This window comes from Nocardia brasiliensis IFM 10847 (assembly GCF_000710915.1).
GTDB lineage: Bacteria > Actinomycetota > Actinomycetes > Mycobacteriales > Mycobacteriaceae > Nocardia > Nocardia brasiliensis_A.
This window is the reverse complement of the sequence record NZ_BAUA01000075.1, coordinates 25,499-38,067: the sequence shown is the minus strand read 5'-3', so window position 1 is coordinate 38,067 and position 12,569 is coordinate 25,499. Positions and strand designations below refer to the sequence as shown.

The following is a 12,569-nucleotide window of genomic DNA, read 5'->3' as shown; positions in this document are numbered from 1 at the left end:
GCTCGACGACGCCGAGCTGCATGCCCGGATCGAACAACTCTGGGGGGCCGCTGCCCGCTGCGACCGAGTCCGACAAGGATCTGCGGGCCGCCGCCCTGGCCTGCTATCGCGCGGATCTCCAGGTGCTGGAGACCTACGAGCACGCCGCCCGACCCCGGCTGCGTTGCCCCGTCACCGCCATCGCCGGTGCCGAGGAATCGAGTGGCGGGGACTTGATGGCGCGATGGCAGGAACACACCGACGGGGCCTTCGAGTCGCTCCGGCGGCCAGGAGGTCATTTCCACACCCGGACGGACCCCGATGGCCTGGGCAGGCTGCTCAGCGACACCGTACGCGGCGATCTGATTCGAGCCGAGCGAGGCGTGACCAGATGAATGGCCGGGAGGGCGCCGGGGCGCTGGAACAACAGAGAGTGGAGGTCAGTCTTGCATCGGAGTATCACCAGGACCTATCTCAAACATTTCGCGAACGTCCACCAGGGAGCCGACGAGCTGATGCCGCTGACCGGGGCCCAGCGGCGGTTTCATCACACCCGGTCCGCCGACCCACTCGACCGGGTCAGGATCCTGCCGGTCTTCATGGAATTCCCGCCCGGCCTGTTGTCGGTCGCCCGGCTGGAACGGGCGACGCGCTCGGTCCTGCTGCGGCATCCGGCGTTGCGCGGGGTGGCGGACACGGTCGGCGGCGTGCCCGTGCTGCGCATAGGTCCGGTACCCGCGGATCCGATCGTGCAGGAAATCGTGTCCTCGGACATCGACAGCGCGGTATGGGCCGCCTTGGCCGACTGGCCCGCGCGGCGTGGTTCGTTCCGGGTGCTGCTGGCTCGAGACGAGAAACGGGATCTGCTGGCCATCGGATTCGACCACCTCGTCTGTGACGGTGAATCCACCGGACTGGTGCTGGACGAGCTGATGTCCGGTTATCAGAGCGCGGCGCAGGTCCCGGATTCGGTCGCCGCCACGGAACTGAACCGTTATCGGGAGGTGGTGCAGCGGCGGCTGGCGAAGGAACACGCGGCCAGCGCGCCGGAGGCGTTGGCGCACTGGATGTCCCGGGTGCGTGACGCGGGGCCCGGGCGCTGGGGCCGCGACCGGGACGCGGGTGAACCGGGCGGGCTGGCCACAGCCTGGCAGCACGTGGCGCTGCCGGAATCGGCCACGGATCGGCCGTTCTCGGTGTTGCTGGCCGCCTGCCATACGGCGCTGGCCCGGATACCGGGAACCGCGCCTGTCGCCTACACCTGGGGTGGCCACGACGAGGCGGGGGTGGTCGGCTGCTTCATCAACACGGTGCTGGCCAACCCGCAGGGCGAGAGTGTTCGCGAGAGTTGGTGGGAGGATCTGGAATTCGTGGATACCCCGTTCGACGAAGTCGTGCGGGCGGCCAGGGCGTCCCACGCGCCGTGGACCGGCCACCTCGATCTCGTGCTGACCGTCGTCGATCGCACGCATCGTCCGGTGCCGGTGCTGGACGGCGTGGCCGGCACGTTCAGATATCCGTCGGGCAACCGGGTCGAGGACCCGGTGGTTGTCATGGCCGTCCACGACGAGGGGGAGTTGTCGTTGCGCATCGATCACGATCCGACGATCGTGCCCACCGCCGCCGCTACCGGAATCGCGCACGTCATCCGCGAATCCTTCGTGGGCACAAGTCATGTCGCGGGCTGACGGCACCGACCGGTCACTGCTGATCTGTCTCGACGGGCAGTCACCGGTCGTGGAGTTGCCCAACGGTGACAGCGTGTTGTTCGGCTGGCAGGGCGGGAAGCTCGCGGTCGGCGCCGAACAGGAGCTGACCGCGGGCCGGATCCATGCCTTCGGTGACTACTGGCTGATGTCGAACTGCGGCACGGTGGGCACCTACTGCGTGGAGAATCTGGAGGGTGCGGGGGAATACGTGAAGGTGCGGCCCGGCCGGGCCGGGGTGCCGATTCCTTTCGAGCTGAGCCGGGTGACGCTGAGCGTGGGTGCCGGAGGCAACAGCTTCACTGTCTACGCCCCCGAACACGGATCCATCGCCGAGCCGGGTGGTGCCGGAATTCCGTTGCTGGACGAGGAAAGCCGATATTTCCAGGTGCTGGTCTGCCTGTGCGAGCCGGGATTGCGGGACTGTGGCGTGTCGGCGGTACCCACCCCGGCGCAGGTCTCGGCCCGGTTGTCCGCCGCCGCTCGGCCGCTCGGTCGCTCGGCGGTCAACTATCACATCGACTATCTGGCAACGAAACTCGGGATCGTGGCGCCGCGCGGCATGACCAGGGCGTGGAAGCGGGTCACCCTGGTGACGCAGGCGCTGAAGTTCGACCTGGTGCGCCCCGAGCATCTCGGCCTCATTCCCGGACCTGTTCCGGGATAAGGTCTTTCGACTGCCCGCCGGCACCGCGGCCCGCCTGTGCCCGTGGTGCCGTCTCGGTGGAGCCGACGATTTTCGTTACGGCCTTGGTGAACTCGCCGAGGGTCGTCTTTTCGAACATGATCCGCATCGGTACGTGGTGGCCCAGATCGGCGCGGATCCGGCCCACCGCGTGCACCGCGAGCAGCGAATGGCCGCCGCGGTGGAAAAAGTCGTCGTGTTCCCGCAATTCGACGCCGCCCAGCACTTGCGACCACACCCGTCGAACCACATCTCGCACCGGGCCCACCGTGGGGGCGGGGCTGTTCGTGGTGCGCGCCGTGCTCGTGGCGTGCGCGGCGCGCAAGGCCGCGAGATCTACTTTGCCCCGGTCGGTCATCGGCAACCGATCCACGAACGTGATCGCGGTGGGCACCATGTGGCCCGGCAGCCGGTCCCGCAGGTAGTGCTGGATCTCCTCGGCCGGCCGTCGGTTCGCCGCGGCCACCACGTATCCGGTGAGCGTCTGATCCTGGGGCAGGATCACAGAGTCCGCGACGTCCGGATGCGCGCGCAGAGCGGACTGTACTTCCCCGATCTCCACCCGGAGTCCGTTGATCTGCACCTGATCGTCGTTGCGGCCGAGGAACTCCAGCACACCCGCAGCGGTCATCCGGACGCGATCACCGGACCGGAATACCCGGCCCCCGTTCGGCAGCCGGACGAAACGCTGCGCCGTGAGCGCGGCGTCGCCGAGGTAGCCACGCGCGACGCAGGCGCCGCCGATCAGCAACTCCTCCTCCGGCGAGATACGCAGCTCGGCCCCGGTGACGGCACGGCCGATCGGTACCTCCGCCCCGTCGTCCGTACCGGCATCGAACTCGTGGTAGGTCACCGCCACAGCCGCTTCGGTCGGTCCGTACCGGTTGAAAAGCCTTACCCCGGGCAGTAATTCGGTGATTCGGCGGGCCACCGCGGTCGGCAGCCGATCCCCGCCGCTGATCAGGTACCGCAGGCTGGTGGCCTTGCGGAATTCCGGTTCGTCGAGCAGCAGCGACAGTATCGCCGGGGGGAGCCGAACCGCGGTGATCTCGTGCTCGACGAGCGCGGTCGCGATGGCGAGGGGATCCAGATGTTCGCCCTCGGCGAGTGAGATCACCGTGGCGCCCGCGCCGAGCGGCCAGAAGAAGTCGGTCAGCGACGCGTCGAATGTGTACGGTGCCACCTGCAACAGCCGGTCGCCCGGCCCGAGCGGTAGTCGCTCGGCGAGCCAGGCCAGATGCGGCGTGAGGTTACGGTGCTCGACGACCACGCCTTTGGGCGTGCCGGACGATCCGGAGGTGTACACGACGTAGGCGGGATCGTCCGGAGTACCGGCGTCTGCCGGTTCGCCCTCGCCGTTGCCGGCGACGTGGAGTGTGCGGACACGGTGCTGCCGGAACCGGTCCGCCGTCGCGTCGTGTACCAGCGTCACCGCCGGTGCGCAGTCCGCGAGGATCAGCGCCAGCCGAGGGGCGGGTTCCTGCAGGCCGAGCGGCACGAAAGCCGCACCGGCGCGCAGCACGCCGAGCATCGCGATCGCCATGTCGGCCCCGCGCTCCAGGAACAGCGCGACCCGGCGGCCGGGACCGGCGCCTGCGGCGGTGAGACGCCTCGCGAGCTGTCCGGACCGCTCGATCAACTCCTGATAGGTCAGTGGCTGTCCGGCACTGTCGAGCCAGGCCGTGGCCTCGTTCGCCTGACCGAGAACCGAGGTGTGCAGCAGGTTTTCGTTCGACATTCTCATCCCCCGGGGGTGGATCGATTACCGAGCCTCAATCCGATCACGGGCCGGTGGCCGAGTCATCCTGTCGAACGTCAGGGACGGTCGAGCGGCCTGGACTGGCATAACTGAACATGAGGAAATTCCTCGGATGACCGCAGGACCGCACCGCGGCTCTCGCCCGCCGCGAGATGAGGAGACGCCACGCTCATGGACGCCGTTTCGAGTATCCCGCTATCCGACGGTCAGGAGGCGATGCGCCGGATGGCCGCCGTATGGGAGCAGGTGCTGGCGAAGGACGGGATCGAGCCGGATGACTCGTTCTTCACCCTGGGCGGGCATTCCGTGATGGCCGGTGCACTGCTGAGCGCGGTAGGCGAGCAGTTCGGGGTGCGGATCCCGATCCGGACGCTGTTCGAGCATTCCCGGCTGGCCGAATTCACCGAACACGTGCTGGGTTCGGCGGCGCCTACGACAGCGCCGCCCGATGCCGTTGTCACCGATGTGCCCTTGGCGATGACCGCTTTCCAGCGGCGTATCTGGCTGGCCGAACTGATCGATCCGAGCGTGCGCAATCACGTGCCGCTCGCCTGGCGGGTAGCGGGTCGGCTGGACCCCGACCGGCTGCGCACCGCGCTTGGTCGACTGGTCGCCGAGTACGAGATATTGCGAACCCGATTCGTCGAGGACGACTTCGCGCTGTCCGTGCGGCTGCGGGAACCGTGGGTACCGCCGCTGGAACTGCTCGACCTGCGCGACGCCCCCGAAGGCATGACGGACTGGCAGGCCGCAGCCATGCGCACACCTTTCGATCTCGCGTCCGGCGAGCTGCTGCGGGTCGCCCTCGCTGAGCTCGGCGCCGGCCGCCAGGCACTGCTGCTCTGTCTGCACCACCTGGTGATCGACGGAGAATCGATTCCTGTCCTGCTCGCGGAGCTGGACCGGCACTACCTCGCAGCGCAGCGGCCGCGCCCGGTCGTCCAGTATCGAGAATTCGCCGCTCACCAAGCGGCACAGCGGGACAGCGATTCCTGGCACGCCGATCTGGACTACTGGGCAACCACCCTGGCGGGTGCGTCCGCGGATACGCCGTTGCCCGCGCCGAGTACGCCGGAGCCGAACGGCGCGTTCCAGATTCCTTTGCCCGCAGGGCTGTTGGATTCACTGCGCGCGGCGCAGTCCGAGCACGGCGTCAGTTGGTTCATGGTGGCCGCCACCGCGCTGATGGTGACCCTGCATCGGTGGACCGGCCTCGACGATGTCACCATCGGGTCGCCGACGGCGAACCGGAATCAGTCCCGATTCGCCGATCTGCTCGGCCCCTGTCTGAACACCGCGGTGCTGCGCTCTCGGGTGTCGGCGGACAGCACCGTGCTGGACGTGCTGCTGCGGATGCGCGGCGCGGCGCTCGGTGCGCTGGAGCACCAGTCCGTCGAGTTCGACGACGTGGTCGCCCGATTGAATCCGACCCGGCGGTTCGGGCACACGCCCTACGTGAACGTCACGCTGAACATGAACCTGCTGGACGGCCACGCCACGGAGCTGGGCGGGACCCGGCTGACGCCGGTACTGAACGACACTTTGCGCAGTGACAACGCAAAATTCGGCCTGACGGTGACCATGGCGCAACGGGACGGACACCTGATCGGGCTGGTGGCCTATCGCGGGGATCAGCTCAGCGCCGAACACGCCCGCGAACTGGCCGACCAGTTCACCGATCTACTGGCCCGATTCCCGAAGGCCTTGAACGAGCCGGTCATCCGGGAAAGCTGAGCCGTGTCGTGCGCGCCTCAGTGCTGGCCCGGCAGCTCGGTGATGGGATGTCCGACAACGCTGTGCGGTTGATACGGCTCTTCCAGGTAGTTGATCTCTTCGTCGTCGAGTTCCACGTCCAGGGCATCGATGGCGTCTTGGAGATGGCTCATCTTGGTGGCGCCGACGATGGGGGAGGTGATCGTGGGATTGGCGAGCATCCAGGCCAGCGCCAGCTGCGCCATCGGCAGCTCCCGTTTCGCGGCCAGTTGCCCGAGCCGGTCGACGATTTCGCGATCGGTGTCGCGGTAGAGGGTCTTGCCGAACGCGTCGGTTTCGCTGCGGGCGCTGACACTGTCCCACTCCCTGGTGAGCCGTCCCCGGGCCAGCGGGCTCCACGGGATGACGCCGACGCCCTGGTCTGCGCACAGGGGCAGCATTTCCCGCTCTTCTTCGCGGTAGATCAGGTTGTAATGGTTCTGCATGGTGCTGAAGGGGGTCCAGCCGTTGCGCTCGGCGGTGTACTGGGCTTTGGCGAACTGCCACGCCCACATCGACGACGCGCCGATGTGCAGCGCCTTGCCCGCCTGCACCACGTCGTGCAGCGCCTGCATGGTGGTCTCGATCGGCGTCGCCGGGTCCCACCGGTGGATCTGGTACAGGTCGACGTAGTCGGTGCCGAGCCTGCGCAGGCTGTTGTCGATCTCGGCCATGATCGCCTTGCGAGACAGCCCAACGCCGTTGGGGCCGGGGCGGGTTCGCCCGTGCACCTTGGTCGCCAGCACGATCTCGTCCCGGTGGCCGTATTCGCGCAGGATCTGCCCGACGATCTGTTCGCTGGTCCCGGCAGAGTAGACGTTGGCGGTGTCCACGAAGTTCACGCCGGATTCCAGGGCGTGCAGCATCATCGGCCGTGCTTGTTCGAGGTCCAGGGTCCAGCTGTGGACGCCGTGGCCTGGTACGCCGAAACTCAAGGCGCCCAGGCAGATCCGCGACACATCCATGCCGGTCGAGCCCAACTTGACATACTTCAAGATGTTCCTCCTCGATCGAATCAATGTCGCAACGACAACACCCCGATGGTGGCAAGCGCGCGGCGGTGCTCGCAAGCGATTGCCACAGAGTTTTGGACGAAAGGTGAATGTAGGGGCCGGATCTGGTCCTGCGTCGTTCTCGTATGCCGGATACGGTGTTGTTACGCAGGGGCTCGTTGAGCGGGCGATGACCGTCGGCCATGTGTCAGAGGGTTTCCCAGGATTTTCGGGGCTCGTGGACAGCAGGCGGGCGCCGATAGGCTGGCGGCCCACCTCCGGACGCGGGGAGCACGGACACAGATGGCGCGAGTGGATAAATCGTTGGCCGAGAAGATATTCGAAGAGAAGCCGCCGCTGTCGTTCATAGCGGCCCGGTCCGCTGAGGACGGCGACGTGAAGGACATCGTGCTGAGCTCCGACGGTCGGCACGAAGCGGTCATGGTGCCCTACCGCGGGTTCGACTCCGGCTGCCGGGTATGGCTTCGAGAGCGCGGGGCTGGGCGATCGGCTAGCGCAGATCGCTGAGGGCGATCCGGGCTTCGGCGACGAAGTCTGCGGCGGCGGGGCCCCACGCGTAGCGGGCGGCGTCGAGGGCACCGATCGCGGCGGCCAAAGGGTCGGGGTTGGTGGCTTGGTGCAGCGCGGACCAGAACCAGTAGTTCGTCCGGTCACCGACGGTCGATCGACGTACGCGCAGTTCGGCTTCCGCAGTCAGAGTTCGGGTCTCGACGCAGGCGACCACGTCGGGGTCGTCGACCAACTGTACGTATTCGGCAGTTCGGCCGACGGCCCACCACGCCATTGCGTGCTGGCGTGCGGCGGGCAGCTCCGTCAGCAGGTCGGTGTCCGCGCCCAGCGGGCCGTGCCCGCGACCGGCGCGAGATCCGTCGGATCGGCGCGACACCGGGTAGAGCTCGCCGAGCAACGGCAGCACGGCAAAGCCGATCCCGGCCGACGCCACCCGTACGAGATCACTCTCGGCGAACGCGCTACCGGTGAAACGTTCAATCGCGACAAGCCCTTTGGCGATCCGGTTGCGGTGATCATCGAAATCCAGGTCGCCCAGGATCGGTTCGAGCGTGTGATCGCGCTGCTGCTCACCGAGTTCGAAGGCGGCGACGATCCGGCCGTCAGCGGCGAACGACAACCGGGTCAGACCGTTGACGTTCCAGTACAGCGACGCGGCGCGAGTACCGCGGGAGAGCGCGCGGAGCTCCGGGCCCTGACTGCCTTGATAACCGTTGTACTCCACCGCCAGCACCGCGTCGGTGAGGGACGCCACCGCGATCCACGGATCGCCACGCTCTATCGCTCGTTCCTCGAGTTCCTCCATTCGCTCGGGGCTGGCCGGGTCGGCGCCGAAGGCGCGCACCACGGTCTCGGGATCGCTCGCGGCGACAACTGTGATGGTCCCGGCGTCCGCGAGCGCGGACTTCTCCACCCAGCGGTAGGCGTCCTCGGGTTTGGCCACGAGCAGTGGTTCGGCCTCACCGCGCAAACGGTGTCCGAGTCGATCGGTCCGCTTGTGCACCACCGTTTCGGTGTCTGGTGACGGCCACACGGTCAGCTTGTAGGACTCCGCGCCATCGGCGTCGTCGCGGCCGGTAGCGTGCACCCGGACCCGGTAGGTGCCCGGCCACGGCGGCGTCTGCTCGACCAGCGAACCGTGGCCACCGTAGCCAGGGGACTGCGGCGCACCGAGTATCGATGCCAGGCCCCGGGTCGCGGTCCAAGCGACCTCGACCACCTCGTCCCATTCGCTTGCGTAGACCTCGGCTGGTGGCGTGTCGAACACTTCGACCGTCACCCGAACGAAGGCATCGGCGGTCCCGGTCCGCACCACCGGCCCCGCCGGACTCACGGCCACCAGACCGTTGTCGCGGAAATCGGCGGTGTCGGGAAAGCTCGACTCGGTCAGCGCGAACCGATGGTCGCGAGCCTGCACGGTACCCGAGGAATAACGCGGATACAGATACCCGGCGCGGATCTTCGCGATCCGCGCGGCGTCGTATGCGGCCGGCATCGGGGCAGCGCGCAGCAGTGGCGACGCCGCGGTCAGTGCGCCGCCGACCACCGTCGCCGGATCATCGCCATACCCCACGTTGCGCAGCACGATCGCCGCCACCGCCACCCCCAGCGCCAAGTGGGACGCGCCGTGAGCCGCCGCGATCGCGGCCTCGTCCAGCGCGCTGCCGGCGTCGCGCCCCGCAGTCGAACGCAGTTGTGCGACAACGTCGCAGTGTTCGCTCAACCGGGCGGCCAGCGCTACGACCAGCGCCAGTGCGCCGGGCCGGAAGGCCTCGAGTTCGTCGATCGCCGTCGTCGTCGCACTGGCGCCCATCATGTGACCCACCATGACGGCCTGCCCATCGTCGGGCATGGGCAGCAGCGCGGCCAGGCTCGGTACCACCGGGACGACGAGTTCGGCGACCAGCAACTCGAGCGCGCCGAGTATCCGTTCCGGCAGTAACTGCCCGAGCCGCGACAGCTCACCGCGAATCCCGTTCGCACCGACGGCATACGCCCCGAACTCATCGCTCGACAGCCGTAATCGGCCCAGCGTCGCCGCAGGGGAGGTCGGTATCCGCGGCCGCACCGTCCGCATCGTCTCGGCGACGGCCGATCCGAGCTCATCGACGACCGCGTCCGGAATCTCGATCATGGTTCCCCGCCCTGGTTGCGCCACTCGTGCGCCCTCGAATGTACCCACCGCGCCTTCGATGTCGCTCCACGCTGATCTCTGCCGGCCGGCAGCCATCAAGGGCACGTGGCTTGGTTCGGCCCGGCGGTCGTCGGTGGCGGCTGAACAATGACAGGCAGGCAAACCGTCCGGCGAACTGGCACGGGCTCCTTACGTGGTGCGGGGCTGAACGCGCACAGCCCTCCGATGAGCAGCGCCAGTACCAACGCCAAACCCAGCAGCGGCCGGACCAACCGCTGCCCACGCGGCCGAGCGAGCTCGTGCACGAGCCACGGGTGCCCCGATCGCCGCACACTGTGCAGCCACGAGTTGTCGCAGCACAGATGGCGGCGGCCGCTCAGCTCGAGAGGTCGAGAAGCCGGTTCCCTGATTTCCTCATGATCGTTTGTACGGCAGGGAGTTTCGGGCACAACATGACTTGCGCGGAGGTCAGCGCATCGACTTGTGGAAGATGAGGAAATCGCACGGGGTGGCGAGCAGCGGTACCAGGTGGGGGTAGCTTTCCTCCAGTTCGCCTTTACGTTCGAGGACGTACCCGAGGCGCTGATACCAGCCGTGCAAGAATTCCTTTACCGGATGCGTCCAGTTGCGGGGTACCAGGAGCTCCAGTTGTACCGTCCGAGCGCCCTGATCGACACAGTGACGCTCGGCGAAATCGACCAGGGCCCGGCCGATTCCGGTGCCGCGCCGCTCGGGCGCGCACACCAGCATGCCGAATTCGCCGATGTCGTCGGACAATTGCTGGATGCAGACGGCGCCGACGACCCGGTGATCTTCCTCGCGTGCCACTGCGATCTGACCGGCGGCGATCAACCCTGTCAACTCGGATGTCGTTGTGCGGCTCGCATTGTCACGCCACAAGCCGTCTTCGGCTACCTTGTACACCCGATTGATCAGGTCGGTCAGCTCAGTGGTCAGTGCGGTGTCGGCCGCCGCCTCCGGCGGCATCATCTCGATGGACGCCTTTGGTAGTTCCTCTCTCATGCTGACGATCTTGCCTGGATCTTTGGCGTGTCTGGTGGCAAAGGCGGTAACGGGCGCTGATTCCGCGCGAATGTGGACTCACCTGCGGGTGCCGGAAGGTGTCGGCGGGACCCACGCGATGGCCGTAGCTCTCGGGCAGCTGGCTCGGCCGGCTCATCGCATCGGTCCGGGCGGACATGAGTCCGAGCCGCGCAGTATGTGCCCGACGCGTTCGAGCAGTCGCTGTTCACGCACGAGGTCTTCGGTGGCGCGGTCCGGAGTTCGACGTCGGCGTCCGTGCCTGTGGTCTGCGTGGCCCCCGAGATGTTCGCGAGCATTCCAGATCATGCGCCGGTATTGCATGAACTGCAGCCACAGTCGGCGATGCTCGCCGATCAGCTGCTCGTGGCGCGCGTCGAGGAGTGCGAGGTCGGCAACCAAGGGTGCCCGACCGCAGTCTCCGTCCGGCGGCCTGTCGTCGCGGTCGTTGATCAATTGTGTTCGTCTGTCGGCCAGTTCGCCCATCTGCTGTTGCACGAGCAGCAGTCGCGCACAGAGATCCCGGCGGTGATTCTCCAGCCGCTGCGTGGTCTCGGCCGGGTCTGTGCCGGGCGGTTGATCGCGCTGTGTAGCCATCTGAATCGACCTCCGGGTCAGCCACGTGCCGGGGTCTGGGGCCATCGGGCGTCATCATATCGAGTGCATGACAGCAGTACCCATGCCCGCAGGGTGTAAGCATTGCCGTCCTTCACTCTGCGCGCCCGCGCCGCCGATTCTTCTCTGGCGAAGCGCTGCTGCCTCGCCGGCGGAGTGCGGTTCCAGTCAGGTCGTCGGGGTAGCGCGGACGATGAAGGAATGTCTGCCCGAGATCCGGACCTGTTGAACAGAGGTGGGCGTGAATCCGGCGCGGATGGCGGTGGCGAGTTCCCGGGCGTCGGGGATCAGGACCACGGCGGTGCCGTCCGCGACGATCAGTCGGCGTAGCTCGGTCCACAGTGGTGCCGAGCTATGCGCGAGCAGTCCCCGCGCGGGGGCCTGGCCGCCCCACGGGGGATTGCACAGGATGCGATCGATACTGCCCTGCGGCAGCGGGATATTCGCGGCATCGGCAGGTCCGGCCGGGAGCTGGGCCGTGGCGTTCGCCCTGGTTGCCCGCACTGCGGCGGGGTCGATATCGAATCCGCGGTAGGTGGCGGCCGGTTGGCAGTGCATCGCCTCCAGTAGCAGTGTCCCTGCGCCGCAGCAGGGATCGAGCACTCGGTCATCGGCGCGGAGCTCGGCCAACTGGACCATGGCCGAGGCGACCGGTGGGTGCAGACTGCCGGGCACGGTCTGGCTTTTGTAGTCCCTTCGGTGCAACGGCTGGGCGGCGATGCGGAGCATGAGGCGGGCCCGCTGTCCGTCCAGGACCACCCGCCAAGAACTACAGGCATCCGGCGGACGGCTGCCGCCGCGGCGCGAATGGTACCGGAGGCCTAGATGTTCGGACAGCGTCAGGCCTACCGTGTCCTCGATGTCGTAGCGGTTGAAGTTCCGCCGTCCCAGAAACGAGGCCGATACCTCGATGCCGACGCCGAACCCGAGCGGGCCGCCGCACCGGTATCTGGCCTCTTTCAGCCTCGACGCATCCAGCGCTGTGACCAGACCGGTCAGGGCGGTTGCCGAGTCCTTGGTCCGGCCGATGTCGGGACCGGTGGCGACCAGCACGAAGGCGTCGTCGGCAGTCCTCAGCCGCTGGATATTCGTATCCGAAGATGTTGCGTCGCAGTGGATTTCGCGATGACCGAGTTCGACGACGGTGCCGAGGCCGAGCCGCAGGACGTACGCCACCCCGCCTCGCCGACGACGGGAATCCTCGTTTCGCCGACGGATCCCTCAGCGCAGGAAGAAGAAATTCATGCCAGGCATAGTAGCAAGCCGAGGCGGTTCGATCGCAGCGGATGTTCCGCGCCACCTGTTCGAGTCCGCGACCGGCTCGGTCGGGGTCGACAGGGTACGGCGGATGGTCGCAACCGGATCGGGCTTCGGC

At 67.6% G+C, this 12,569-nt stretch carries 10 protein-coding genes; 5 read left to right on the top strand and 5 right to left on the bottom strand.

Annotated elements, in window-relative coordinates:
• Positions 1–20 precede the first annotated feature (20 nt).
• Genes NBRGI_RS15830 through NBRGI_RS43845 form a run of 3 tightly spaced genes read left to right on the top strand, consistent with a single transcriptional unit; the run spans position 21 to position 2,352 of the window.
• A complete protein-coding gene (locus tag NBRGI_RS15830) occupies positions 21–374 on the top strand; it encodes a thioesterase II family protein (RefSeq protein WP_029897003.1) in 354 nt (117 codons plus the stop codon).
• A 51-nt stretch (positions 375–425) separates the two neighbouring features.
• On the top strand, positions 426–1,667 hold the full coding sequence (locus NBRGI_RS15825) for a condensation domain-containing protein (protein WP_029897001.1): 1,242 nt from the start codon (positions 426–428) through the stop codon (positions 1,665–1,667).
• Entirely contained in the window at positions 1,654–2,352 is a 699-nt protein-coding gene (locus tag NBRGI_RS43845) for a hypothetical protein (RefSeq protein ID WP_036559348.1), read from the top strand. The genes NBRGI_RS15825 and NBRGI_RS43845 overlap by 14 nt, the downstream gene beginning before the upstream one ends.
• Here the strand turns inward: NBRGI_RS43845 and NBRGI_RS15815 are convergent.
• A complete protein-coding gene (locus NBRGI_RS15815) occupies positions 2,327–4,108 on the bottom strand; it encodes a non-ribosomal peptide synthetase (RefSeq protein WP_029896996.1) in 1,782 nt (593 codons plus the stop codon). The two genes, NBRGI_RS43845 and NBRGI_RS15815, sit on opposite strands and share 26 nt — an antisense overlap.
• Positions 4,109–4,300: 192 nt before the next feature.
• Here NBRGI_RS15815 and NBRGI_RS15810 point away from each other — a divergent pair, with 192 nt between their 5' ends.
• Positions 4,301–5,863, top strand: coding sequence for a condensation domain-containing protein (locus tag NBRGI_RS15810; protein WP_081878090.1), 1,563 nt, complete (start codon positions 4,301–4,303; stop codon positions 5,861–5,863).
• 17 nt (positions 5,864–5,880) lie between these two features.
• On the opposite strand, the gene NBRGI_RS15805 is transcribed toward NBRGI_RS15810, so the two are convergent.
• The 3 genes from NBRGI_RS15805 to NBRGI_RS15790 all read right to left on the bottom strand — a co-directional run bounded on the left by NBRGI_RS15805 (position 5,881) and on the right by NBRGI_RS15790 (position 10,561).
• Positions 5,881–6,876 (bottom strand): aldo/keto reductase, encoded by a 996-nt coding sequence (locus NBRGI_RS15805; protein WP_029896992.1) that lies wholly within the window; start codon positions 6,874–6,876, stop codon positions 5,881–5,883.
• Between the two features lie 508 nt (positions 6,877–7,384).
• Positions 7,385–9,538: a DUF6461 domain-containing protein gene (locus NBRGI_RS15795; protein WP_036559345.1), complete on the bottom strand. Its 2,154-nt coding sequence runs from the start codon at positions 9,536–9,538 to the stop codon at positions 7,385–7,387.
• 468 nt (positions 9,539–10,006) lie between these two features.
• Positions 10,007–10,561: a GNAT family N-acetyltransferase gene (locus NBRGI_RS15790; RefSeq protein ID WP_051727807.1), complete on the bottom strand. Its 555-nt coding sequence runs from the start codon at positions 10,559–10,561 to the stop codon at positions 10,007–10,009.
• A 198-nt stretch (positions 10,562–10,759) separates the two neighbouring features.
• Here NBRGI_RS15790 and NBRGI_RS47465 point away from each other — a divergent pair, with 198 nt between their 5' ends.
• Positions 10,760–11,275, top strand: a complete 516-nt coding sequence (locus NBRGI_RS47465) for a hypothetical protein (protein ID WP_148310834.1) — start codon at positions 10,760–10,762, stop codon at positions 11,273–11,275.
• 87 nt (positions 11,276–11,362) lie between these two features.
• Here the strand turns inward: NBRGI_RS47465 and NBRGI_RS15780 are convergent, their stop codons facing one another.
• Positions 11,363–12,370, bottom strand: coding sequence for a methyltransferase (locus tag NBRGI_RS15780; protein WP_051727806.1), 1,008 nt, complete (start codon positions 12,368–12,370; stop codon positions 11,363–11,365).
• Positions 12,371–12,569: the final 199 nt, after the last annotated feature.